At 57.1% G+C, this 25,533-nt stretch carries 21 protein-coding genes; 13 read left to right on the top strand and 8 right to left on the bottom strand.

Features of this window, described 5'->3' with window-relative positions; translation table 11 throughout:
* The first annotated feature begins 5 nt into the window (after positions 1-5).
* Positions 6-1,124 (top strand): succinylglutamate desuccinylase/aspartoacylase family protein, encoded by a 1,119-nt coding sequence (locus tag SIK97_RS13870; RefSeq protein WP_014230090.1) that lies wholly within the window; start codon positions 6-8, stop codon positions 1,122-1,124.
* A 7-nt stretch (positions 1,125-1,131) separates the two neighbouring features.
* Here the strand turns inward: SIK97_RS13870 and SIK97_RS13865 are convergent, their stop codons facing one another.
* Positions 1,132-2,028, bottom strand: coding sequence for a proline iminopeptidase-family hydrolase (locus SIK97_RS13865; protein ID WP_057173273.1), 897 nt, complete (start codon positions 2,026-2,028; stop codon positions 1,132-1,134).
* An 84-nt stretch (positions 2,029-2,112) separates the two neighbouring features.
* Entirely contained in the window at positions 2,113-2,865 is a 753-nt protein-coding gene (locus SIK97_RS13860) for a helix-turn-helix transcriptional regulator (RefSeq protein WP_032719850.1), read from the bottom strand.
* Positions 2,866-3,067: 202 nt separating this feature from the next.
* Between SIK97_RS13860 and SIK97_RS13855 the strand changes: the two genes are divergently transcribed.
* The 7 genes from SIK97_RS13855 (at position 3,068) to SIK97_RS13825 (ending at position 10,756) form a co-directional block, all read left to right on the top strand.
* Positions 3,068-3,967, top strand: coding sequence for a proline iminopeptidase-family hydrolase (locus SIK97_RS13855; RefSeq protein ID WP_014838968.1), 900 nt, complete (start codon positions 3,068-3,070; stop codon positions 3,965-3,967).
* The gene (locus tag SIK97_RS13850) at positions 3,967-4,905 is read left to right on the top strand and encodes an ABC transporter permease (RefSeq protein WP_004852520.1); all 939 of its coding nucleotides are present in this window, start codon (positions 3,967-3,969) and stop codon (positions 4,903-4,905) included. The genes SIK97_RS13855 and SIK97_RS13850 overlap by 1 nt, the downstream gene beginning before the upstream one ends.
* Positions 4,902-5,747: an ABC transporter permease gene (locus SIK97_RS13845; protein WP_047723290.1), complete on the top strand. Its 846-nt coding sequence runs from the start codon at positions 4,902-4,904 to the stop codon at positions 5,745-5,747. The genes SIK97_RS13850 and SIK97_RS13845 overlap by 4 nt, the downstream gene beginning before the upstream one ends.
* Entirely contained in the window at positions 5,744-6,718 is a 975-nt protein-coding gene (locus tag SIK97_RS13840) for an ABC transporter ATP-binding protein (protein ID WP_014230085.1), read from the top strand. Before SIK97_RS13845 ends, SIK97_RS13840 begins: the two co-directional genes overlap by 4 nt.
* A complete protein-coding gene (locus tag SIK97_RS13835) occupies positions 6,718-7,752 on the top strand; it encodes an ABC transporter ATP-binding protein (protein ID WP_049080011.1) in 1,035 nt (344 codons plus the stop codon). The genes SIK97_RS13840 and SIK97_RS13835 overlap by 1 nt, the downstream gene beginning before the upstream one ends.
* Positions 7,733-9,247, top strand: a complete 1,515-nt coding sequence (locus SIK97_RS13830) for an ABC transporter substrate-binding protein (RefSeq protein ID WP_025107772.1) — start codon at positions 7,733-7,735, stop codon at positions 9,245-9,247. Before SIK97_RS13835 ends, SIK97_RS13830 begins: the two co-directional genes overlap by 20 nt.
* 234 nt (positions 9,248-9,481) lie before the next feature.
* Positions 9,482-10,756, top strand: coding sequence for a dicarboxylate/amino acid:cation symporter (locus SIK97_RS13825; RefSeq protein WP_004852509.1), 1,275 nt, complete (start codon positions 9,482-9,484; stop codon positions 10,754-10,756).
* A gap of 296 nt (positions 10,757-11,052) precedes the next feature.
* Here SIK97_RS13825 and SIK97_RS13820 read toward each other — a convergent pair whose 3' ends face one another.
* The 4 genes from SIK97_RS13820 to SIK97_RS13805 form a co-directional block, all read right to left on the bottom strand.
* The gene (locus SIK97_RS13820; protein ID WP_048261035.1) at positions 11,053-11,670 is read right to left on the bottom strand and encodes a helix-turn-helix transcriptional regulator; all 618 of its coding nucleotides are present in this window, start codon (positions 11,668-11,670) and stop codon (positions 11,053-11,055) included.
* Between the two features lie 108 nt (positions 11,671-11,778).
* Positions 11,779-11,919 (bottom strand): small membrane protein, encoded by a 141-nt coding sequence (locus SIK97_RS13815; protein WP_139134470.1) that lies wholly within the window; start codon positions 11,917-11,919, stop codon positions 11,779-11,781.
* A gap of 366 nt (positions 11,920-12,285) precedes the next feature.
* A complete protein-coding gene (locus SIK97_RS13810) occupies positions 12,286-12,984 on the bottom strand; it encodes a response regulator transcription factor (RefSeq protein ID WP_057173274.1) in 699 nt (232 codons plus the stop codon).
* Positions 12,981-14,942, bottom strand: a complete 1,962-nt coding sequence (locus SIK97_RS13805; RefSeq protein WP_227518207.1) for a sensor histidine kinase — start codon at positions 14,940-14,942, stop codon at positions 12,981-12,983. Before SIK97_RS13805 ends, SIK97_RS13810 begins: the two co-directional genes overlap by 4 nt.
* A gap of 841 nt (positions 14,943-15,783) precedes the next feature.
* Between SIK97_RS13805 and SIK97_RS13800 the strand changes: the two genes are divergently transcribed.
* A complete protein-coding gene (locus SIK97_RS13800) occupies positions 15,784-17,067 on the top strand; it encodes a citrate synthase (protein WP_025107768.1) in 1,284 nt (427 codons plus the stop codon).
* Positions 17,068-17,164: 97 nt separating this feature from the next.
* Here SIK97_RS13800 and yegD read toward each other — a convergent pair whose 3' ends face one another.
* Positions 17,165-18,517, bottom strand: a complete 1,353-nt coding sequence (gene yegD, locus SIK97_RS13795) for a molecular chaperone (RefSeq protein WP_057173276.1) — start codon at positions 18,515-18,517, stop codon at positions 17,165-17,167.
* Positions 18,518-18,653: 136 nt separating this feature from the next.
* Here yegD and alkA point away from each other — a divergent pair, with 136 nt between their 5' ends.
* The 4 genes from alkA to asmA all read left to right on the top strand — a co-directional run bounded on the left by alkA (position 18,654) and on the right by asmA (position 22,805).
* The gene (gene alkA, locus SIK97_RS13790; RefSeq protein ID WP_057173277.1) at positions 18,654-19,502 is read left to right on the top strand and encodes a DNA-3-methyladenine glycosylase 2; all 849 of its coding nucleotides are present in this window, start codon (positions 18,654-18,656) and stop codon (positions 19,500-19,502) included.
* 114 nt (positions 19,503-19,616) lie between these two features.
* On the top strand, positions 19,617-20,258 hold the full coding sequence (gene udk / locus SIK97_RS13785) for a uridine kinase (RefSeq protein ID WP_004122537.1): 642 nt from the start codon (positions 19,617-19,619) through the stop codon (positions 20,256-20,258).
* A 90-nt stretch (positions 20,259-20,348) separates the two neighbouring features.
* Positions 20,349-20,930 (top strand): dCTP deaminase, encoded by a 582-nt coding sequence (gene dcd / locus SIK97_RS13780; protein WP_004852489.1) that lies wholly within the window; start codon positions 20,349-20,351, stop codon positions 20,928-20,930.
* A gap of 27 nt (positions 20,931-20,957) precedes the next feature.
* Entirely contained in the window at positions 20,958-22,805 is a 1,848-nt protein-coding gene (gene asmA / locus SIK97_RS13775) for an outer membrane assembly protein AsmA (protein WP_057173278.1), read from the top strand.
* A 239-nt stretch (positions 22,806-23,044) separates the two neighbouring features.
* Here asmA and SIK97_RS13770 read toward each other — a convergent pair whose 3' ends face one another.
* Positions 23,045-24,631 carry a TerC family protein gene (locus tag SIK97_RS13770; RefSeq protein WP_014230075.1) on the bottom strand — a complete coding sequence of 529 codons (1,587 nt, stop codon included), beginning with the start codon at positions 24,629-24,631 and terminating at the stop codon, positions 23,045-23,047.
* Positions 24,632-25,533: the final 902 nt, after the last annotated feature.

Here is a 25,533-nt window from a genome sequence, read left to right as displayed (position 1 = left end):
GTCCAATGAAAATTAAACACTATACATTACCTGAACATGCACTCGGTGGGCAGCGGCAATTAAGCCATTTTCATTTCGGCGCGCCCGGCACGGGAGAGAAGGTCTATCTGCAGGCGGGGCTGCACGCCGATGAAATCCCGGGCATGCTGGTTCTGCACTATCTTAAAAGATTACTCAGCCAGGCGGAACGGCGCGGCGAACTGCGCGGCGAAATCATTCTTGTGCCGGTAGCCAACCCGCCGGGGCTGGCCCAGGTGCTGCTCAGCAGCGGTATTGGCCGTTTCGATCTGGCGAGCGGGCGCAATTTTAACCGCGATTTTCCCGATCTGGCGGCGCTGGCGCAGGCCGGTTTACCGGCGGATTTGCCCGGTACGCGCCCCGAGTATCTGCAGCGGGTGCGCGCGGCGATGCGGGAGGCGCTGGCGGCGCTTCCCGCCGTGAGCGAGGCGCAGGCCCTGCGCCACCATCTGCTGAGCCTCGCCTGCGATGCCGATCTGGTGCTCGATCTGCACTGCGATGACCAGGCGATTTTGCACCTTTACGCCGACCCGGCCTGGCAACGCGAGGCGAAAGTTCTGGCGGCTTTCCTCGGTATTGGCGCCGTGCTGCTGTCGCAGGAGAGCGGGGGCAACTCGTTTGATGAAGCCTGCGGCCTGCCGTGGCAGCGTCTTTGCGCGAGGAATCCGTCGTGGCGCCAGCAGCAGCCCGGCTGCATGGCGGTGACCGTCGAGCTGCGCGGCCAGCAGGAGGTGAATCACGCCACCGCCTGCGACGACGCCGAACGTATTTACCGTTACCTGCAGTACCGCGGCGTGCTGGCGGGCGCCAGGCCCGAGGTTCCGCAGCAGGAAACGGTGATGCTGCCGTTTGCCGCCGGGGAGATTGTCACCGCGCCGGCGACCGGCATCCTGGTGCAGCTAAAACAGCCCGGCGAGTGGGTCAGCGCCGACGATGTCGTCGCGGAAATCATCGATCCGCTAACCGATATGGTCAAAGCGGTGCGGCCGACATCGGGCGGCCTGATTTATGCCAGCCGTCGGGCGCCGTTTGTCACTTTAGGGGCTGAAGTGATGAAAATCGCCGGCGAGCGGCCCTTCAGCGGCGGAGGCGGACTGGCGCTGTAAGCGGCTTTTATGATATCGCTCGGCCTAAAAAGTCGTTTACCGTCTTCATGCACAGCTCGCGCTCTTCGACGTGCGGCATATGGCTCGAAGCTTCGAAAATGACCCACTCGGCGCCGGAGATATGGTCCATAAAGGGTTGTACCACTTCCGGCGTGGCTTCATCGTAGCGCCCGGAAATCAGCAGAACCGGAACCGTAATGCGCGCGAGGCGGTCGATAATCGTCCATGCTTTCATGCTGCCGATAACGTGGAATTCGGTGGGGCCATTCATGGCGTGATAAACCGTCGGGTCGGCATCCATGGCATCGAAGGTGCGCCGCACTTCCGCCGGCCAGGGATCGAGCCGACAGACGTGGCGTTGATAAAATACTGCGCTTGCCGCCTTATATTCCGCGCTGTCCAGCGTTCCTGCCGCCTCATGGTCCAGCAACGTCTGCTGGACGTCGGCGGGCAGCTGCGCCCGCAGCTTTGCCGCACCCTGCAGCCACAGCGCCATCGATGCCGGGGAGTTGGCGATAATCAGCGCCTTTAACCCCTTTGGCTGCGTCACGGCGTGCTCCGCGCCGAGCATACCTCCCCAAGATTGGCCGAGCAGGGCGTAATTATCGGCAATATTGAGATGCAGCAGCAGGTTAGCCAGTTCGTCAAGAAACAGCGCCGGTTGCCAGAAGTCGGCGGGCTGCTGCGGTAAATGGGTTGAACGCCCGTTGCCTAACTGATCGTAGTGGATCACCGCTCGCCCGCTGAGGGCGATATCGCGGAACGCATCGACGTAATCATGCGTGCACCCCGGCCCGCCGTGGGCGACGACCAGCGGCGTGAGTCCGCTATCGATATCGCCGCAAACGCGAAACCAGGTTTGATAGTGCCGAAACGGGGCGTAACCTTCGCGGATGGTATACATGAATCATCTTTACCCTGCTAAGTGGACCGGCTTTCAGGGTAAAGGCTGGCAACCGCGGCTGAACACTAGCAAAAATGCTAGTTCTTAGCTGTCGAGCAGACGGTAGTGCAGGGCGCGGACCACCGCCTGCACGCGGTTGCTGGCGCCCAGCTTTTTGGCCGCGGTATTGAGATGCAGCGTCACCGTCGCCACCGAGCGATGCAGCTTGCGGGCGATCTCTTTGGCGGTAAGCCCCTCGGCGGACCACGCCAGGCATTCGCGCTCGCGGTTGCTCAGCTTGACGTGACGGCAGGTGAGCATAGTGCTGTCGAACAGCGGGAAGGCGGACTCCTGAAACTGCCAGGCAAGCAGCATCAGCTGCGCCAGGGTGGCGCTGATTTCCCGCTCCTGACGCTGGCCGGTATGGATGCCGGTGAGGGTCACGAACCCTCCGTTGGGGAGATGCAGGGGAACCGTCGCGCCGCAGGGCATATTGTGTTCGCGCATATAGTCGGTGACCGCGGTGGGATGATTGTCCAGCCTCCCGCGCAGCATGCTGCTGTCCGGCCGTTGATAGGACCAGACAAAAGGCGCGCAGCTCTCGAGCGCGCAGTGCTGTACCGGATCCACCTGGTAATATCCGCGCTCGCACCATAGCTGGCGCATATCTTCCGGCACGTTGAACGTTTTCAGCAGCGAGGGCGTAATCAGTTCTCCTTCCAGAGAACGCGGAACCGGCGTGTAATCGTAAATCACCGCCTCAAATCCCAACCTCCGGGTGTGCTGAAAAAGCCCGCTGAATGCGTCATCCAGGCTGGCCGCCCGCGCGCTGCCGGGGTGGTCAAACTCCAGTCGCATATAACCCCCTTCACCTAAAACGAGACCTGCGACGGGCACGATTTGTGCAAATCCGTCAGTAGCTGGCCCAAAGATATGCAATTCCGGTGCCGTTCCGGCGCGGCGCAAAACTAGTATTTTTGCTAACTGTTCAGCGTCCGGGGTTGCCGTTAGCGTTAAGACAGACCCCAACCCTCTTACCATCGACGATGAGGAATAGACCATGTGGAGCGAAATAGCGCCCGACCGGTGCCATAACATTGCGGTGGAAGGCTATAACGTCGTGGCCTATCAGTTTGGCGACGGCGATGAGACCATTCTCTGCCTCAACGGCGGACCGGGGCTGCCCTGCGACTATCTGCGTGAAGCCCACGCTTGTCTGAAACAGCACGGCTATCGGGTGATCGCCTTTGACCAGTTGGGGACCGGAAAGTCCGACCGGCCGGATGACGCCAGCCTGTGGACGATGGCGCGCTATGTGCGTGAAGTGGAGACCGTCCGCCGGACTTTGGGCCTTGGTCAGGTGCATCTGCTTGGTCACTCGTGGGGCGGATGGCTGGCGATTGAAGTGGCATTGCACCATCCTGGCGCAATTCGCTCGCTGATTCTGGAAAACACCGTCGCCGATATGCCGCATCTGGTGCAGGAGCTGAACCGTCTGCGCGGGGCGCTGGGGCCAGAAACCGTCGCGATGATGCAGCGCTACGAAGCGCTCGGCTGGCTAGACCATCCGGCCTATCAGGCGGCGATTACGCTGCTGAATTACCGTCACGTGTGCCGCCTTGACGTCTGGCCAGAGCCGGTTATCCGCTCGCTTGGGGACTGGAATATGGGCCCGTATATCACCATGCAGGGGCCGAACGAATTCCTCTATACCGGTAATTTAAAAAACTGGAACCGCAGCGCTGAGCTGGCGTCAATCCGTGTGCCCTGTTTGATCACCAGCGGCCAGCACGATGAACTGACGCCCGCCTGCGCCTTGAAAATGAAGCAGGGGCTGGCGAACGCTGAAATAGCCATTTTTGCCAACAGCAGCCACATGCCGTTTTACGAAGAGCCGCAGGCTTACTACCCGGTGCTGCTCGATTTTCTGGCGCGCCAGCGCGACGCGGGAGGCTGTTAATGCATCGTTACCGCTTTCTGCTTTTTCGCCCGCTACAGCTGCTGCCGGTTCTGCTGGGTATCAGCCTGATCACCTTCATGATGGTGCGCGCGATCCCCGGCGATCCGGCGCGTATTCTGCTGGGGGTGCGCAGCACGCCGGCGGCGCTGGCCCGCATCCGCGCGCAGTTTGCCCTCGATGAACCGCTGTGGGTTCAGTACGGCTATTTTCTGCGCAACCTGCTGCAGGGCGAGCTGGGGAAGTCGATTGTATACCGGGTGGATACCCTGAAGCTGATTGCCTCGCGGCTGGAACCGACGCTGTGGCTGGTGCTCGGCAGCGTTCTGCTGGCGGTAGCGTTGACGGTGCCGCTGGCGGCGATAGCCGCACGCCAGCGCGGGCGTCTCGCCGATCGGTTGATTCGTCTGTTTACGACCGCCGGGCTCGGATTCCCGGCATTCTGGCTCGGCATCATGCTGATTCTGCTGTTCAGTATCGTGCTCGGCTGGTTTCCGGTCTCCGGCTACGGCAGCGATTTTTTAGACCAACTGCACCATATGGTTCTGCCGTGCCTGACCGTGGCGCTGGCGCTGTCGGCGGTATTGATTCGCAACCTGCGCGCCAGCCTGCTGATGGAGATGAATAGCGACTATGTGGTGGCGGCCCGGGCGCGCGGGCAGCAGGAAAGACGTATCTTCTGGCGGCACGTGCTGCCGAACTCGCTGGTGCCGACCATCAATCTGCTGGCGGTGAATATTGGCTGGCTTATAGGCAGTACGGTGGTGATTGAAAGCGTGTTTGCTATCCCCGGCCTCGGACAGCTGCTGGTTAAGGCGATTTTTAGCCGCGACTACATGGTGGTGCAGGGCGTGGTAATGGTCTTTGCCCTTGCCACCGTGGCGGTCAGCCTGCTGGCGGATATTCTGACCGTGGCCCTCGACCCAAGGATAAAACTATGAAGGCGATAGCGACCTTTTCCCGCCTGCGTCAGCGGGCGATCCCGCGTCAGCAGGCGCTCTTCGCCGGGCTGGCGATAGTCGGACTATGGCTACTGGTCGCCTGTCTGGCGCCGTGGATAGCGCCGTTCGATCCGATTGCCCAGGACGCCTCTTCCAGCCTGCTGCCGCCGGGCGGCGCGCATCTCTTCGGTACCGACAACTTTGGCCGCGACGTTTTTTCCCGCGTGCTGTGGGGGGCGCGGGTCGATCTGCAAATCTGCCTGCTGGGGGTCCTGTTCCCCTTTATGCTCGGCACCACCCTGGGGGCGCTGGCGGGCTATATCGGCGGCGTGGCCGATGCGCTGGTGATGCGGGTTATTGATATCGTGCTGGCCTTTCCGTTTCTGGTGCTGATGCTGGCGATTATCGCCATCCTCGGGCCGGGGCTGAGCAGCTTTTATATGGCGATGGCGATGGTGGGCTGGGTCTCCTACGCCCGGCTGGTACGCGCTCAGGTACTGACGCTGAAACAGCGCGATTTTATTCTGGCGGCCCGCAGTCTGGGCTACGGCCATCTGCGGATTTTGTTCCGCCATCTGCTGCCCAATGCGCTAACCGGAGCCATCATTTTTTCGATGTCCGACTGCGTTCTGGTGCTGCTGAACGGGGCCTCGGTGAGCTATCTCGGGCTCGGCGTGCAGCCTCCTACCGCCGAATGGGGGATTATGGTGGCCGAAGGGCAGAGCTTTATCACTACCGCATGGTGGATAACCACCTTTCCGGGGCTTGCCATCGTGCTGCTGGCGATGGGCTTCAGCCTGCTGGCCGATGGGCTGGGCGATAAGCTAGGGGAACGCGTATGAGCTTGCTGAAGGTAAATCAGCTGACGGTCATGCGCGGCGAGGATGTCGCGCTGGTGGATAACGTCTCGTTAACGCTTGAAGCCGGGGAGATGCTTGGGCTGGTTGGCGAAAGCGGGTCGGGAAAAACCGTGACCTGCCGGGCGCTGATGCGCCTGCTGCCGGGGGCCGGACTGCGGATTACCGGCGGTGAGGTTCTGCTGGACGGCCGGGATATCTTGTCCCTCAGCGAAGGGCAAATGTCGGCGGTGCGCGGCCGGGAAATCGGTATGATTTTCCAGAACCCGACCAGCCATCTCAATCCGGTGATGACCATTGGAGAACAGATTGCAGAAAGTCGCCGCCTTCACTTTGCGGCAAACCGCCGTCAGGCGCGGGAGGATGCGCTGGCCTTGCTGCGCCAGGTCGGTATCCCGGACCCGCAGAATCGGCTCAATAGCTATCCGCACGAATTTTCCGGCGGCATGCGCCAGCGGGCGATGATCGCCGTTGCCCTCGCGCCGGAACCCCGGCTGCTGATTGCCGACGAACCGACCACCGCGCTGGATGTCACCGTGCAGATGCAGATTCTGCGCCTGCTCAGCGATCTGCGCGCCGAGCTGGGGCTGGCGGTCATTATGATCACCCACGATCTCGGAGTGGTGGCGCAAACCTGCGACCGGATTGCGGTGATGTACGGCGGCAGGCTGTGTGAAGTGGGCGGCAAACGCGAAGTGCTTGGCGGGCCCCTGCATCCCTATACCCGCGGGCTCATTGATTGTCAGCCGGCCAGCGAAGGCGGGCAGGGGAGGTTGACGATCATCGACGGCCAGCCGCCCAGCGCCGACCACTTCCCATCAGGGTGTCGCTTTCACCCGCGCTGCCGCCGCGCTGATGAGGCGTGTCAGAGCCAGCCATTGCTGCGTTACGGGCAGGATTGCCATAGCCACGCGGTGGCCTGCCATCACATTTTGCCAGCACGGCAGGAGGGATAATGGTTAACGCTCGCTGGCCGCTGCTTGAGGCCGATAATCTTTGCGTCACCTTCCCGGTTTCCGGCGGCCTTTGGCGGCCGAAGCGGGTCGTACACGCGGTAAACCGGGTCACGATGCAGATCTTTCCTGGCGAGACGCTGGGCCTTGTCGGCGAATCCGGCAGCGGTAAGAGCACGCTTGGCCGAGCGCTGTTACAGCTTGAACGGGTTGCCGATGGCGAGGTGCGGTTCGCCGGACAGCGCATTACCCATGGCTTAACCAGCGATATTGCCCGTCTGCGCCAGCAAAGCGCGATGATTTTCCAGGATCCCTATGCCTCGTTGAATCCCCGGCAGACCGTAGGAGAAAGCATCTCCGAGGTGCTGCGCGTGCATCAGAAAGTCCCGCGCGAGCAGGAAGCGCTGCGGGTTGCGGAACTGCTCACCCTGGTCGGCCTGCGTCCGCAGCAGGCCAGCGCGAAACCGTCTCAGCTAAGCGGCGGCCAGTGCCAGCGCGTCGGTATTGCCAGAGCGCTGGCCATGGAGCCGCGGCTGATCGTGGCCGATGAGTGCGTCGCGGCGCTGGACGTCTCTATTCAGGGACAGATCGTCAATCTGCTGATGGATCTGCGGGAAAAGATGGGGCTGGCGATTCTGTTTATCGCCCACGATCTGGCGATTGTGCGGCGGCTCTGCGATCGCGTTGCGGTGATGTATCTCGGGAGAATTGTGGAAGAGGGGCCGGCAGAAGCGGTCTTCACTCGACCGCTGCATCCCTATACCGCCGCGCTGGTCTCGGCGATCCCGGAAATCGACCCGGATAAACCGCTGCCGAAAAATTTGCTGGGGGGCGAGCCGCCCAGTCCCGTAGCCGTTCCACAAGGCTGTGCATTTCATCCGCGCTGCCCTTATGCGCAGGTGCAGTGCCGCACCGGCGCACCACCACCAACCCGGCAGATTGCCGATCGCGCTTATGCCTGCGTGCTCAACCTCGCGGGCGATGAGACCGTTTTTCCGTTAACTGGGGGATCTTTTGATGAAGCACAGGCAGATTAAGTTACTGGCGGCGAGCGTTTTTCTGGCGCTCAGCGTGGTGAGTGAAATAGCTCAGGCGGCCGGCGTATTGACCATTGGCCGCCGGGAGGACAGCACCACGTTTGACCCGATAAAATCGGCGCAAAATGCGGATAACTGGGTCTTTTCCAACGTCTTTGACCCGCTGGTGCGGGTGGATAAAAGCGGGACGAAGCTGGAGCCGGGCGTGGCCGAGAGCTGGACGATTTCCCCGGATGGCAAAGTCTATACCTTCAAAATTCGCGAAACCCGGTTCTCGGACGGTACGCCGCTGACCGCCAGCGATGCGGCGTTTAGCCTGATCCGTATCCGCGATGATGAAGGCTCGCTGTGGCGGGATTCCTATAGCATTATTGCCAAAGCGGAAGCCACGGACCCGCGCACGCTGGTGGTGACGCTGAAATCGCCTTCAGCGCCGTTTTTATCGCAGCTGGCGCTGCCGAACGCTTCGGTGATTTCCCAGCAGGCGATGAAGGCGGAAGGCGAAGAGGCGTTTGCCGAAAAGCCCGTGGGCTCCGGCGCGTTTAGCGTGAAAGAGTGGCTGCGCGGAGAAAAGATCGTGCTGGTGAAGAACCCGAACTTCTGGCAGGCGAAAAACGTCAGCCTGGATGGCGTGGAGTGGTTAACCATTCCGGACGACAATACCCGCATGCTGAAAGTGCAGGCCGGCGAACTTGACGCCGCGCTGACCGTGCCTTTCTCGCGCATTGCATCGTTACAAAAGGATGCCAATCTGAAGGTGGAGCTGGATCCTTCTACTCGCGAGGACCATCTGCTGATCAATCATTCTCACGGCGCGCTGGGCAAGGTGGAAGTCCGTCAGGCGCTGGACTTCGCGATTGATAAAGACGCGATTGTGAAAACCGTGACCTTTGGCTACGGTCAGGTGGCCAATTCCTATATTCCCGCCGGAGCGCTTTACCACTATCAGGATAATCTTCGCCGGCCATACGATCCGCAAAAGGCCAAAGCGATGCTGAAAGCGGCGGGCGCTGCCGACCTGAAGCTGAACTATGTGGTCAATGCCGGGGATGAAGTCGATGAGCAAATTGCCATTTTGCTACAACAGCAGCTGGCAAAAGCCGGGGTGACGGTGAATTTGCAAAAAGTCGACCCGAGCCAGAGCTGGGATATGCTGGTGGCCGGGGAGTACGATATATCGGTGATGTACTGGACCAACGATATTCTCGACCCCGATCAGAAAACCACCTTCGTGCTGGGTCACGATGCCAATATGAACTATATGACCCGCTATCATAACGACCAGGTTAAAGCGCTGGTGGCCGCAGCGCGCGTTGAAATGGACAGTAAAAAGCGCGAGCAGATGTATATCGACCTGCAAAAAATGGCTAAGGCCGACGTGAACTGGGTCGATCTGTATTACAGCCCGTACCGCAACGTCAGCCGCAAAAATATCGACGGTTTTTATCAGAATCCGCTGGGACGTTTCTTCCTGGAGGATACCGTAAAACACTAATGCCTCTTTGCGCCGGTTGTCCTCTGACGCCGGCGCCTTTTTCATCTTACCGGCGGCGCGACACGGTTTGATGCATATCAACGAGCACATTAACTTTTACTATAAAAACTAAAAAAGAGTTGTAACCCCGCCTGCTTTTATTCAATTTATGTGGTGAATGTTTAATGTATTCCAATAAATAAAACATATATACATTAAAAAACAACACGTTAAATAAATCAGGGGTTAATTTTTGTGGCAAGTGCAAACAAACTCACGCTGTTCATCGTCATCTTCATGCTGTTGGGGATCCTCTCCGGCGCGGCCATCCACGCTTACGCCGGGCAAACGACCATTACCGCATGGTCGGAAAACATTACGCTGCTTACCGACGTGTTTCTGCGCCTGATTAAGATGGTCATTGCGCCGTTGGTGTTCAGTACCCTGACGGTGGGCATTATGCGGCTGGGCGAAACGGCGACCATTGGGCGGGTCGGCGGTAAAGCCATGGTGTGGTTTATTACCTCGTCCATTCTCTCCATTCTGGTCGGGCTGGTGATTGTTACCCTCGAGCATCCCGGCGCCGGTTTGAACCTGGCGATCCCGAAAGAGTCCGTGGATACCGGGCTGGCGGTGAGCGGGATGAGCCTGAAAGGCTTTCTGACCCATACCATCCCCACCAGCATTACCGAGGCGATGTCCAACAACGAGATTCTGCAAATCGTGGTGTTCTCGATGTTCTTCGGTATTGCCGGGGCATCGCTGGGGGAGAAATTCAACGCCCCGCTGGTGGCGGCGCTGAACGTGGTTTCCCATATTATGCTGAAGGTGACCGGGTATGTGATGTACGTCGCGCCGCTGGCGATTTTCGCCGCGATCTCTTCGGTTATCGCCTCGCAGGGGCTGGGGATCCTGCTTAATTACGCCTCGTTTATCGGCGGATACTATGTCGCGATTCTGCTGACCAGCGCGGTGCTGCTGGCGGTGGGGTATATGGTGCTCAAAAAAGAGGTTTTTCGCCTGCTGAACATGCTCAAAGATCCGGTGCTGGTGGCGTTCACGACCAGCAGCTCCGAGGCGGCCTATCCGAAAACCCTGGAGCGTCTGGTGGAATTTGGCTGCTCGCGTAATATCGCGTCGTTTGTGCTGCCAATTGGCTACTCCTTTAATCTGGTCGGTTCAATGGTGTACTGCTCTTTTGCCGCCATGTTTATCGCCCAGGCTTACAATATTCAGCTGAGCTTTAGCGAGATTACCGTAATGATGCTGACGCTGATGCTGGCTTCGAAAGGGATTGCCGGGGTACCGCGTTCGGCGCTGGTGGTGCTGGCGGCGACCATCCCGAGCTTCAATATTCCGGTGGCGGGTATTTTACTGCTGATGGGGATTGACCATTTCCTCGATATGGGGCGTTCAGCGATTAACGTGCTGGGTAACGGGATTGCGACGGCGATGCTGTCAAAAAATGAAGGTCTGTCGCAGAATGAGGTACCCGAGGCTGAAGTCGCGCCTCAGCAGGCGCAAGCCTGATCGTCGGGCGGCCTCTCTGACGGGGTCGCTTTTTGCGCAGAAAAAGAGGCCCCTGACAGGCACGCCAGGGGCAATGTGACGAAGTAACAGATTCCCTGGTAGAGGCATTTTTTATTGTATAAAAATACGCTCCGGTATTTTCATACCAGGGAACCGGGTCATGTTACCCGCTGCCCGTAACGCCTGAGTAGATGTTTTTCATTTTACCGATCTTTTTCGGAATCCCGTTCCTCGCAAGCCAGCAAATTCTTAATTTTACGGTACATAATGCCATCGTCGATGGCGCGTGCGCGCGTTTACCAGCGCTCTTTTAATAAGTTAATAAACTGGAAAAAGTCATAATTGTTATTAAGGCTGTATTTTTCCATAATTTTGCTTTTGTGCCAGGTGATGGTTTTGGGGGTGACTTTGTTGAGAGCAGAAATTTTACCGATATCAAAGCCATGAATAATGCCTGTGGCGACGGCTACCTGCGATTTGGACAACATTTTATGCGGGCAGTTTGTGCAAATTAGCGGCGAGTCGATCCTCTGCGCCAGAGGAAGCAGTTCACTTCTTTTCAGCTCGTGGGCAATAATTTCAAACATCTTATCGATATTAACGGCTTTGATTGAGACAAAGATAACGCCCTTAAGGCAGTTGACGATCAGCTCCTTTTCCGGAAGTTTGTCATAGCTGTGCAATATAATCACCGAACTGTTTTTTTTACGGTTCTTTATACTGGTATTGCACAGATAGATCTCGCCGGGAAGAACTTCAGCGATGATGATATCCTTATCTAAAAAATCATTATGCTTATAAGAAAAAGCGGCTTTAAGATTACCGCTGCGGCTGATGAGCTCATTGACTATGGCAACCAACGACTCTCGGAGAAAGGTATTCCTGGTGTTGATGGCGATGTTTATTTTTTTCATGGCGTTATTTCCCTGATAAATCAACATAACGCCATGTTGTGAACAATCCTCCGGGCGTATGCGGTGGCTGCTGCTGGACAGATTTGGTTATTATTCGCGGGGCTTTAGTTATTTTCTGCGCGAAGAATTCTTAGCTGAAAACGGAATTTTTTGTTTTCTCCTGTCTCTGATATAGGAAACAAGGCTGTAAACAGACACGCAAAGGCAAAATATGCACAGCAATAAGGCTAACCATGTTTGCATGGCCATGATAGATATCCTTTAACTTAATTTTAGGTGTTAAAAATGTACCTCGCCGGCACGGGAATATTTTTATACTCTTCTTTAAACCGTGCTCGCGATACGCGGCCGAAAAGCGCACGGCAAGCGTCCTGAATTCAGCTATTGCTGGATCAGCAATAGTCGGTTTGCTCAGGGAGGCTTTGGGCCGGTGTGCTCACGACGCCATGTCAATGTAAGAAAATTCTTAATGTGCTGTCAGTCTCATTTCTCTCATTCCTCTCAAAAACTGAAAAAAATTAACAAGAGGAGCGAAACTGAAAACATATTCGCAATGACGCCGCGCGGATGGCGGAATACTGACCGGCAGCGCTGCCGCTGCCGGCTGGGGAAAGGTCAGGACAGAAACGCCAGCCCTTTGCCAAAAATCGCGCGAATCGGCAGGGTGATACCGTGAAGGCGGGCCTTGTGGCGCAGGCGGCTGATCACGACGTCGATTCGATGCAGTTCCGGTTCGCCTTCATCGGTAAACAGAGAGGTATGCAGGTCAACCTTGCTGCAGACCTCATTGCGGTTACGCATTAACACTTCCAGCAGCCGGTACTCTTGCTGCGTGAGCGGCAGGGCCAGCCCAGACGGCGCCACAAGGTGCTCGCTCTGGAGTACCCAGTGAGACGGCGCTGGCCGCTCTGCTGATAGCGGCGGATTGACGCGTTCCGCCGGTTGTTGCTGGCGAAGCCGGGAGCCCAGCGCCTGGATGCTCTCCGCGAGGTCGGAAAAGTTGACCGGCTTGATGAGATAGAGATCGGCGCCGGCGTTTAAGGCCTGGAGCCGATCCTGCTCATGTCCTCTGGCGGTAATGACGACCAGGCCGAACTGGCCAATCTCGTGCAGATAATCCAGCACGCTCAATCCGTCTTCGCCCGGCAGGCCAATATCGATAAGCACGATATCAACCGGAGCGCGATGCAGCTGCCGCCAGAAGGCTTCGGCGCTGCCCACGCCCCAGGCATCGAAGCCGCGATGGCGCAGAAAAGCCAGCAGCTCGTCGAGTAGATCTGCGCTATCTTCGATGATAGCTACGCGTAATGTCATGGTTTATCCTTCTGCTGTCCCGTCAGCGGGAGCGTGAGCGCAAATTCGCATCCGGCTGAGCTATTTTCTGCCAGCCACAGGTCCCCGCCGTGAGCCTGGATGATTTGTCGGGCGACATACAGCCCAAGACCGGTCCCGGCCGGCGTTGCGGTGTGCGTTTCGCCGCGCCGATAGCGCTCGTAGATATGCTCGACCTGTTCCGGCGGGATGCCGGGACCGCGATCGCCAATGCGTAATTCCACGTGTTTTTCCTGCGGATAAATCTCGACTCTTATCTCCCCGGCTGCGGCATATTTAACCGCGTTATCGAGCAGGTTGGCGATAGCGATACACAGCAGCCCGCTATCAATAAACAGCACCGGCGAAGGGGAGTCCGGACCCACAGTTTGCCCCTCAAGGGTGACATTCAAATAATGATTAAGCGAAAGATCCACGACCGTCGCGGCCATATGGATGACCGGCAGCAGTTCGGCTTCCTGCTTGTCGGCGTGCAGGTCTCGGGAGGAGAGGCGGGCGTCGGCCAGGCAATTATCGGTAAGCTGTACCAGACGGGTTGTCGCCCGCTGCATGCGGTCGAGGCGCGAGCTCTGCGTCACCGTTGAGGGGCACAGGCGCAGGTTTTCCAGCGCGGCCTGGAGGATCGCCAGCGGCGTTCTGAACTCATGCGCTACCATTCCCATAAACTGGCGCTGGTGGAAGCTGGCCTCGCGTTCAATCTGTAGCTCTCGCGCCAGCTGCTGCTTGCGCACCAGAGTCCGGTTTTCCGCCCGCACCCGCAGTACGGCAATGATCAGGACGGTGACGATGTGGATAATCAGCGCGTACTGCCAGGTGGAATAAACCATGTTATGAAACGGAATGACGCCGTGGATAGAGAGCAGCGCCAGCCCGGCGGAGACGACGTATACCGGCGGCAGCAGCCCCAGCAGCAGGGTGTTGATATCAACCGCTTTGCGCCGCCACAGCATCCATGACGTGATCAACAGAATAGGGGCGGCGATAAAAAATATCCCGGCTTCAATCTGCATCGCCAGGCCGTAAAAGCCCAGCGGAATACTGATTTGCAGAACGATGTTTAAACCGATCGCCGCCAGCAACAGTTGATGCAGCCGCGGCATATTTTTCTTGAGATCGAAAACTTCGCTATGTAGCCACAGCGCGGTGGCGTAGCTCACCAGCGACAGGCAACTGATCATGTAATCCTGAACCGGCAGCAGGGCGCTGCCAAATAACCACTCCGGGTAGCCATGCAGGGCCGCGACGAGCGGATAGTTTAGCGAGAACAGGCAGATCCCCCACAGCAGGCGCCGACGCAGCGCGACGGCAAGCCACAGGGCGATGCCGCTGGCAATCACCGCCAGGCCAAAATAGAAGCTCCAGAAAGCGGTATCCAGGGTGGCCGAACGCACGAACTCCTGCGGGGAGGAGAGCGTCGCCAGCAGAATCAGGGTGCTGCTGCTCTGGAGACGGAATACCATCTCGTAGCCAGCCGCCGTGGGCGGGGGCGGTAGAATCAGCACGCTTTCGCGGTAGTCGAGATCGTTATCCCTGGCAGACGCATGGTCGCCAAACTCTTTCTGTCGCCACGGACTGTCGCTGCCGTAGGGGCGATAAAACACGGTCAAACGATCGACAAACGACGGACCGAGCTGCAGCCAGCGCTGTTCGCCAGCAAATAAGGCCGCCGGGAGCGAAGTACGTAGCCAGTAGGCCTTTGTCGAGTAGCCGAACGACGGGATAAGCGGCGCCGTTTTTAGCGCCTCTTCAGGGAGCGAAAGAAAGGCGTTGAGGGTCAGCGTGTCGCTGGCGTCGGCGTACCAGTAGACCGGAATATCAATACCCAGCTGGCGGACCTCCGCGCGGGCTGGCGTCCCTATCTGCAGAGCGATAATGACGCCGCACCATGCCCAGAAATGCGCGCTGCGGCTCCTGCGAATAAGATCATAAAAAGCGCACAAACGATTCAATCACGCCCCCTTGTGGCATGGATTAATCAATCAGACGGTATAAACGCAGAGGAACGCTACCGCAGGCACAGGTACCCCTCCGCATTCGGGAAATAAACGTCCAGGGCCGGGCAACGCAGCATTCTGCTGGTGCCGAAGATATTATTCCAGCGTTATCTGCACGCCGGGTAACTGGCCAGACCTGCCGTAAGAAGATTCTCAATCAACGTTAACGTAGGGGGGAGGTGCATAATAAGCAACCTGAAAGTTCAGGCACAGCATACGGGTTTATGATGTTATGCCATAAATTGACGCGATAGCTATATAAAATTGGCATTAGATTATTTAATCAGCGCATATAAAAGCAGCGGGTTATATTCAAGTTTAATTTACGCTGAAATAACGACAACGGACAATATCTGCGGCGAGCGAGGCGCCTTTGGCGATGAATCCACCGCGGCTGATGGGATGACCGGTCGCACAGACCCTCATAAAAGACCGCCGACGAGCGTGTGATAAAAAACTGACACCGGCAGACCGTGGCACCGCGTGCGAGTAGCGGATTTATGCGGGCAAAAAAATAAAATGGTTATATATTGACCTGCAATGAAATAAAATCAGTATTCTAAGGCGTGATAGTAGAATTTAGACGAGGGTAATTTCGGGGTAAGCGTATTTTATGCGGTTGAAAGGGCGATTTTCTGTTTCTTCCCCACCCGTAATAGTGGTCCTTTATCAATGTTTTGGTTATTTACATCAAAGAATCCGCGGACGACTGTGGTTATGTTGGTTATTCCGCCTGGAGAAATGACCAGGTAAATCATTCACTCGTTGTGCAAGGAGACCTGACAGGATGACGACGAAATCGCTAACGCTGTCTTTGGATGAACAACAGTCCATTCCGTTGAGTACGGTCTCAGGGACGCAGGGCTATCCCGGCATGGATATTCGTCCGCTGGCGTCCGCAGGTATATGCAGTTTCGACCCCGGTTTTGCTAACACCGCAGGCTGTACGTCGGCCATCTCCTGGATTGATACCGAAAACAGCGTTTTGCTGCACCGCGGCTATCCGGTCGATCAGCTGGCTCGCCAGTGCGACTTCCTTGAGGTAGCCTGGATTCTGCTGCGGGGCGATGCGCCTGACGAAGCCAGCTATCAGGCGTTCAAAAACACGATTACCCGCCATAGCCTGGTACACGAGCAGATTGGCCGCATGTGCAGCAGCTTTCGGCGCGACTCGCATCCGATGGCCTTAATGTGCGCTCTGGTGGGCACGCTGGCGGCGTTCTATCACGATGTGCTGGACGTTGAAAATCCCGAGCACCGCGCGCTGGCCGCCACCCGCCTGCTGTCGAAAATGCCGACGCTGGCGGCGATGAGCTATAAGTTTTCTATTGAGCAACCGGCGCAGTATCCGCGCAACGATCTTTCCTACGCGGGGAATTTCCTGCATATGCTGTTTGCTATCCCGGCGGAGCCGTATCAGCTGAATCCGGTGATTGAGCAGGCGATGAACCAGATCCTGGTGCTGCACGCCGACCATGGCCAGTGCGCATCGACGACCACCGTCCGGGCGGCGGGCTCCTCCGGGGCGAATCTTTTTGCCTGCATTGCCGCCGGGCTCGCTTCTTTATGGGGACCGGCCCACGGCGGGGCGAACGAAGCCAGTATGCGGATGCTGGAGGAGATCAACACCGTCGACCAAATTCCGGCGTTCCTGAGCAAAGCGAAACGCGATCCGCAGGCGTTTCGTCGTCTGGGATTCGGTAACTCTCGCTACCGTCATCTTGATCCGCGCGCCGCTATTTTGCGCGAAACCTGTCACCGGGTGCTGAAGGAACTGGGGATGTCCGATATGCCGCTACAGGTGGCGATGGCCCTTGAAGAGGTAGCGCTGACCGACCCCTACTTTGTTGAAAATGGCCTGTCGCCGAGCGTGGATTTCTACACCGCGGTGATCCTTAAAGCGATGGGGCTGCCTTCATCGATGTTTGTGGCGATTACCGCCGTAGGCAGAACGCTTGGCTGGGTGGCGCACTGGAACGAAATGCACGAAGCGCCGCTGAATATTTATCGCCCCCGGCAGATTTATACTGGCGAAAAGCGGCGGGATTACGTTTCGCGGCGTGAAGGGTGACAACAGGGGGCTATCGGGAAGATGTAGCCCGGCTCGCGCTGCGCTGAGCCGGGCTACAAATTCACTGCGTTCTGTGGTGCGGGAACGCAGCGGATGTTTAGCGAAACATCACCTGCGCCCAGCGGGCCAGCCCGGCGGTAACCGAGCCAAAATCATCGCCTCCGGCAACCGGAATACCCGGCAGGTGCGCCGCCAGCGCTTTTTTAATCAACGGCGAGCGAGCGCTGCCGCCGGTCAGGTAAATCACGTCCGGTTTTTCATTACTATTATCCAGCGCCAGCTGAACCTGCTCCATGATCCGGGCCAGCGGCTGATCCAGCGCAGCTTCCAGACCCTGCTGGCTGATGGCTGTCGCCAGCTCGTCGCTAATAAACGGCAGCCCCGCGGTGACGTTCGGCTGCGCGGAAAGGGCGATTTTGCTCTCTTCCGCGCTGCGCACCAGGCGATAGCTCAGACGCTGACGCCAGACCTTCAGCAGCAGCGCGACTTTTTCGCTATCGCGGGCGCTGCGCAGCAAATCGTTAAGCAGGCGACCGTTGGCGGCACTGTAAAAGTCGGTCTGCGCCGGCACGTCGTTAATGGCCACCGCATTCCACCACGGCAGAATCGGCAGCGCGATGCCTTTTTCGGTATCGCCGCCCATCCCTAGCAGCGGCATCAGGCATTTAAAGGCCAGGGCGATATCCAGGTCGTTACCGCCGACGCGGCAGCCGCTGTGGCCGAGGAGGCTTTGCTGGCGATCGGCTTTTTCTCGCCACTGCGGCCCCATCAACAGCAGCGAACAGTCGGTGGTACCGCCGCCGATGTCGACGACCAGCACGCGTTTTTCTTCGCTCAGCGTCGCTTCGAAATCCAGACCGGCGGCGACCGGCTCAAACTGAAACACGACGTCGCGAAAGCCCGCGCGCTTTGCCGCACGTTCGAGAATGCCCTGCGCCTGGGCGTTGGCATCATCGCCGCCCAGCCCCTGGAAGTTAATCGGGCGGCCGATAACCGCCTGGTCGATGGTATCCGTTAGCTGCGTTTGCGCCTGGAGTTTGATATGCAGCATCATGGCGCACACTAAGTCTTCAAACAGCGCTACCTGCTGCGGCTTAAGCCCGCTGGCGCCGAGAAACGATTTCGGCGACTTTACGAAGTAGACTTCTTGCGGATCTTCAACGTACTGATGCAGCGAAGCGAGACCAAACTGCACGCTGTTGCCGAGTACGTCGATATCTTCCTCGCGGTTGAAGCTTATCGCGCGACGCAGCAGCGCCTGGTTTTCATCACCGTTGGGCGGGACGTCGTGATGGCGGTAGAGCCACTCGCTGACCGCTTCGCGGGTCGGCGCGCAAAGCATTGATGGCAGTAGTGAACTGCCGTTTTCCAGCGTCAGCAGCTGCGGCGTATTGTCGCGCATCACCGCCACTGAACAGTTAGCGGTACCGTAGTCAAAACCAATAAACATAGCCTGCAAAATCCCCATGCCGGTGAAGAAGGGGGGCGACTTTAGCGGATTGACGGCACTGCGACAACTGGAATTTAAAAGCAAGGCGCAGGCGGCGCGGAGCCGCTATGATTGAAGCGCTAAAAAAGGAGAAATGATGACGCTGCTACCCTGGCATTCCCCCTACGACTGGCAATGGATGTTTCATTTTCTTGGCGCGCGTACGGTGCAGGGAATTGAAACTTTTGCCGGCGACAGCTATTGCCGCAGCTTCGCCCTGAATGGCCACGCCGGACTCATCACGGTGACGCCGGATGACGCCGCGCAGGGCATGCGGGTGACGCTTTCCGCCGGGCTGCAGCCGGTCGCGGAGTCGTGCCTGGCGCGGGTTGCGCGCTTATTTGATTTGTCCTGCGACCCGCAGCAGATCGCCCTGACGCTGGGAAGCCTTGCGCTGCCAAGGCCGGGGCTTCGTCTGCCGGGCTCCCTGGATGCGTTTGAACAAGCGGTACGGGCGGTGCTCGGCCAGCTGGTGAGCGTGGCCATGGCGGCAAAGCTCACCGGGAAAGTGGTGGCCGCCTTCGGGGAACCGTTGACCGACGCGCCGGGCTTTTATCTCTTCCCGAGCGCGCAGCGGCTGGCGCAGGCCGATCCGCTGGCGCTAAAGGCGCTGGGCATGCCCCTGCGGCGCGCGGAGGCGCTGATCCACCTGGCGCAGGCGGCTATCCGCGGCGATCTCCCCCTCTTCGCGCCGGAGAATATCGACGCCGGAATAAAGCAGCTGCAGACGCTGCCCGGGATAGGCCGATGGACGGCGAACTATTTCGCGCTGCGCGGCTGGCAGGCGCCGGATATCTTCCTGGCGGATGATTATCTGATTAAACAGCGTTTTCCCGGCATGACGCCGGCGCGGATTGCGCGCTATGCCAGCCGCTGGCACCCCTGGCGCTCGTACGCTTTACTGCATATCTGGTATACGCAAGGCTGGTCGCCGGAGGAGGAATAGACCCGGGAGGCGCTTAGCACTGGTATCGACGCGCTGAAATCCCTATAATTGCGGCGTTTGGCGGTCAACCGCCACCCTTCCTACATTCCCAGGTTAATCAGGTCGCAAAAATTTATGACTGATACGTCTCATCAGTGCGTCATTATAGGCATCGCCGGCGCATCGGCTTCGGGCAAAAGCCTTATCGCCAGTACGCTATATCGTGAATTACGTGAACAGGTCGGCGATGAACATATCGGCGTTATTCCGGAAGACAGCTATTACAAGGATCAAGGTCATCTGTCGATGGAAGAGCGTGTAAAAACCAACTATGACCACCCAAGCTCCATGGATCATAGTCTGCTGTTTCAGCATTTGCAGATGCTGAGAAGCGGCCAGCCGATAGAGTTGCCGGTGTATAGCTACGTTGAGCATACCCGTATGCCGGAAACCATTCATATTGAACCGAAGAAAGTCATCATTCTCGAAGGGATTCTGCTGCTGACCGACGCCCGCCTGCGCAACGAACTCAGTTTCTCCATTTTTGTCGACACCCCGCTGGATATCTGCCTGATGCGGCGCATTAAGCGAGACGTTAACGAGCGTGGGCGTTCGATGGATTCGGTAATGGCGCAGTACCAGAAAACGGTGCGCCCGATGTTCCTACAGTTTATCGACCCTTCCAAACAGTATGCCGATATTATCGTGCCTCGCGGCGGTAAGAACCGTATCGCCATCGATATATTGAAGGCCAAAATCAGTCAGTTCTTTGAATAACACGAACGAATTGTGTAACGTGCAAAGAGAAGCCAATTTGCCCTTATCCCCGGAAGGCGTAGGGGCGCAATGCCTTAAAGGAGAACGTTCATGCGTCTGTGCGACCGAGATATAGAAGCCTGGTTGGATGAGGGGCGTCTGGCCATTAATCCGCGCCCGCCCGTTGAGCGCATTAACGGCGCAACGGTCGATGTTCGGCTGGGAAATAAGTTTCGGACTTTCCGCGGGCACACGGCGGGCTTTATTGACCTGAGCGGGCCTAAAGCGGAAGTCAGCGCGGCGCTGGATCGCGTGATGAGCGAAGAGATTGTTCTGCCGGATGGTGAAGCGTTCTTCCTGCATCCGGGCGAGCTGGCGCTGGCGGTGACCTTTGAATCGGTCACCCTGCCGCCGGATCTCGTCGGCTGGCTGGATGGCCGCTCTTCGCTGGCGCGTCTGGGCCTGATGGTGCACGTCACCGCGCACCGCATCGATCCGGGCTGGTCCGGCTGCATCGTACTGGAATTCTATAATTCGGGTAAGCTGCCGCTGGCGCTGCGTCCGGGGATGCTGATCGGGGCGTTAAGCTTTGAGCCGTTATCCGGGCCGGCGATGCGGCCTTATAATCGCCGCGAAGATGCGAAATATCGCGACCAGCAGGGCGCGGTAGCGAGTCGAATCGACAAGGATTGATAATTTTAGCGGTTTGCTGAGGATGCCATGAGACGAATTCTGACCACGCTGATGATCTTACTGGCGGTAGTTGTCGCCGGTCTTACCGCGCTGGTATTGCTGGTCAACCCCAACGATTTTCGCGCCTATATGGTCAAAGAGGTGGCGGATCGTAGCGGCTATCAGCTCGAGCTCAATGGGCCGCTGCGCTGGCACGTCTGGCCGCAGCTCAGTATTCTCTCAGGCCGCATGACCCTGACCGCGCCGGGCGCTGAAGAACCCGTTATTCGCGCGGATAATATGCGCCTTGACGTCGGGCTGCTGCCGCTGATCTCCCATCAGCTGCAGGTCAAGCAGGTGATGTTAAAGGGCGCGGTGATCCAGCTGACCTCCAAAACCGAAGCCGTGCGTAGCAAGGGGGCTCCGGTCGTCCCGCACGACAACACGCTGCCTCAGGTGCCGGAGGATCGCGGCTGGTCGTATGATGTCCAGAAGCTACAGATTGCCGATAGCGTGCTCTTTTTTCAGCATGAAGATGGCGAGCAGGTTACGGTGCGCGATATCCGTTTGCAGATGGAGCAGGACAGCAGCCATCGCGCCACGGTCGATTTCTCTGGCCGGGTGAACCGCGATCAGCGCGATCTGGCGCTTTCCTTCTCCGCCCAGGTGCAGGGCGGTGATTATCCTCATTCTCTGAAGGCGGATATTTCACAACTGAACTGGCAGCTTCGCGGCGCGGAGCTTCCCCCCGAAGGGATTAGCGGCCAGGCCAGCATGCAGGCCAGCTGGGTCGAGGATGCGAAAAAGCTCAGCTTCGATGGGCTGAACTTAACGGCTAACGGCAGCACCATTGCCGGCAACGGCAGCGTCGTGCTGGGCGACCAGCCTGACTGGACGTTGAACCTTCAGGCGGGCACGCTCAACCTCGATAGCCTGCTTTCTCATGCCTCCGCCTCTGGCGATAATAGCGTTAACCAGCAGGGGCAAAGCCAGAACAGGCAGCTGCGCCCGGTTATTGCGGATAACGATACTCAGCAGGATTACAACGCCCTGCGCGGGTTTAACGCCCGGCTGAACCTGACGGCTGACCAGCTGCAGTGGCGGGGAATGCACTTTACCCAGGTGAAAAGTGAAATCAGCAACCAGCAGGGGCTGCTGACGATTCACCAGATGCAGGGGAGCCTGGACGGTGGACGACTCTCGCTCCCCGGCTCGCTCGACGCGCGGGGCGCAACGCCGCATGCCTCTTTCCAGCCGCAACTCGACAACGTCGAGATCGGCTCGATTCTGAAAGCGTTTAATTATTCGATAAACCTCACCGGCAAGCTCTCGCTGACCGGCGAGTTCTCCGGCGGTAAGATCGATGCCGACGAGTTCCGCCGCAGCTGGCAGGGGCAGGCGGTAACGCAGCTCACTGATACGCGCACTGAAGGGCTCAACTTCCAGCAGCTGGTACAGCAGGCCGTCGAGCGCAGCACCAACGTTCAGGCGCAGGAAAATTACGACAATGCGACCCGACTGGACTCTGTCAGCACCGAGTTTGCGCTGAATAATGGGCTGGTCACCTTGACGCATATGCAGGGCCAATCTGACATGATGGCGCTGACCGGTCAGGGTGAGCTCAACCTGCTGAAAGAAGATTGTGATATGCTCTTCAACGTCCGGGTACTGGGCGGCTGGAAGGGCGAAAGCAAACTCATCGACAGGCTCAAGCAGACGGCGATCCCTTTGCGAATTTATGGTAACTGGCAGACGCTGAGCTACAGCCTGCAGGTTGACCAGATACTCCGCAAGCAGCTGCAGGATGAAGCCAGGAAACGGCTTAGCGAATGGGCTGAACGCAATAAAAACACCCAGGACGGCAAGGATGTGAAGAAGCTGCTCGACAAACTGTAAGTTAGCCAGGAAAAGCAGAAGAAGCGCATCGTGCGCAGATTGCCGGCAATGCGCATTCCTCTGGAATTGCCGGCGGCGCTTCGCCTGCGCGGGCCTACGGCTAAAGAGGGATGTGTTGAGCGTTTAGGTTTTGACGGCCGGGTAAGGCGATAGCCCCTACCCGGCAGAAAGATTAGCAGACCCTTAAAAATCGATTAACCCGCCTGCGTCCGGCTTTTGATGCTTCATCAAAGAGAGCATCACACTTCATAATCCAGTTCATCTTCATCCTGCGCCGGCGGCACTATCAGTACTTTTTGTACCCGATGGCTGTCCACCTGCAGCGTGCGCAGCACGTAGCCGTCAAGTTTCACTTCTTCACCTTCCTGCGGCACATGCTGCAGGTACTCCATCAGCAGACCGGCAACCGTATGGTATTCACGTTTCTCATCCAGCGGCAGAGGAACGGACTGGACCAGGTCTTCCAGCGGCATATGCCCGTTGACCGTCCAGCTCCCGTCGCCGTTTTTGTGAATATCGTGACGGGCATCGATCTCTTCTGCTTCATTAGGCAGATTTCCGGCGATGGTCTCCATGACGTCGCTGAGCGTCACAATCCCCTCCACAGAGCCAAATTCATCGACCACAAAGGCGAAGTGGGTTCTGGCTCTGCGGAATTGCTCCAGCGCAGGAAGCAGCGGCAGCGTTTCCGGGAACACCAGCGGCTGACGAATCAGAACCTGCAGATTGAGCGGTTCATGGCGTAATGATTGCTGCAGAAGATCGATCACGTGCACGACGCCAAGCATATCCTCGTCATCATCGCCTCCGGTAACCACGAGGCGGGTATGCTGATTTTTGTCGAGTAAGGCGCGAATCTCCTCTTCCGGCGCGCTGAGATCAATATGTTCAATGTCATGACGCGAGGTCATGATGCTGCTGACGGTACGCTGATTGAGATTCAGTACCCGTTCAATCATCCGCCGCTCTTGCGGATTGAAGAGTGGGTTATCGTCGCGATCGGCAACCAGCGAGGCGGTCTCGCTATCCAGCTCGCTACTGTCTTTGCGCCCGCTCAACAGATTCATCACCGCTTCAGTGGTTCGCTGGCGTAGCGTCAGGTTGGCCGAGAGAAAGCGATGGCGGTTAAAAATCGCCAGCTGGTTGAAGGATTCAATCATGACCGAGAAGCCGATAGCCGCGTACAGGTAGCCTTTAGGAATAGGGAAACCAAAGCCTTCGGCAATCAGGCTAAAGCCGATCATCAGCAGGAAGCTCAGACAGAGAATAACGATGGTCGGATGGCTGTTAACAAAGCGGGTGAGGGCTTTACTGGCCATCAGCATCAGGCTAATGGCAATAATCACCGCAGCCATCATGACCGCCAGGTGGTCAACCATGCCGACCGCGGTTATCACCGAGTCGAGAGAGAAGATGGCATCAAGAACCACGATTTGCGCTACCACCCCCCAGAACCTGGCGCCTTTGCGCTGGGTTGGGTTATCGCTATCTTTCCCTTCCAGCCGTTCGTTAAGTTCAACGGTGGCTTTGAAGAGGAGGAATAATCCGCCAAACAGCATAATCAGATCGCGGGCGCTAAAGCTCAGATCGTGCCAGGTCATGAGCGGTTTGGTTAGCGTGACCAGCCAGGAGATCGAAGCCAGCAGCAGGAGGCGCATCACCATTGCGAGTAGCAGACCGGTGACGCGGGCCCGGTCTCGCTGCGCGGGGGGAAGTTTTTCCGCGAGAATGGCAATAAAAACCAGATTATCAATACCGAGTACCAGCTCAATAACGACAAGCGTAATGAGCCCGGCCCAAATCGAGGGGTCGGCAATCCATTCCATATTCAGTTAAAACCTTTACAACCTAAGAGTGCCATGAATCGATCATGGATAAGCTATAGATAAAATGCAATATTTTCTGCTGTTAATTAGCTCAGCCCCGAACCCGCTTCCCAATAAACCAGCAAATAAAAGAGTCAGTTGTGCAGGATATAACCTTTCCACAATGCGCTTATGGGATGGTACTTATTAATTAACGCGCGAAATTTCAGCGATACGGGCGGAGACGGTACGCTCGATTGTTAAGCCAGATGTCACCCGAGCGGTGAAGGACCATGCTGCTCTGTAGCAGAAGGCGGATACGTTACTTAGATAACGCGAGAGTCAATCAATAGATTTGATGTATATATCAACGATTTTCTTGAATTTGGATTTTTATACTACTTAATGTCGTGGCTTGCGGTAGATCAATTTTTGCAGGACGATGTAATGAGCGTTATATGTGATGGCGAGCGGTAAAAACAGCAGCGAAGAGGGTTTAAGTCAGCGGACTGCCCGTCGTTTTTTTCAGCAATATCATTGCTGACCGTGAAGTCAAGCGTGACGGGTAATTGGCTGCAATTCAGGCGCTTTTGTACGTTAAATAATTTTATTATCAATATAATTGATTATTTGGGCTGGATTTTTATTTTTTTGCAGTCACTTGCTCTGTGTCAATTCATGATGAAAGATTACAAGGTATTAAAAGAGAAACGATGGAGAAGCGATGAGCGTCATTACGCTACCTTATGAATAAAATAAGGTGCTGTTGGTGAGTAACTCATTGTAATTAAATGGAAATTCTTTATAAAGTATATGTATAAGAATTTTCTTAAAACTGTCTATTGGTATGTAGACTTTGCGTGTATTCTTAAATTCAGCGTGTAATTTCAGAATTTGACGGACAGAATGGCAGGTATCAAGCG

The sequence above is a fragment of the Klebsiella sp. JN_Kp126 genome (genome assembly GCF_033843325.1).
Classification (GTDB): Bacteria; Pseudomonadota; Gammaproteobacteria; order Enterobacterales; family Enterobacteriaceae; genus Klebsiella; species Klebsiella michiganensis.
Note: the sequence above shows the minus strand (reverse complement) of the source record. Positions and strands in the feature narration are given on the sequence as shown.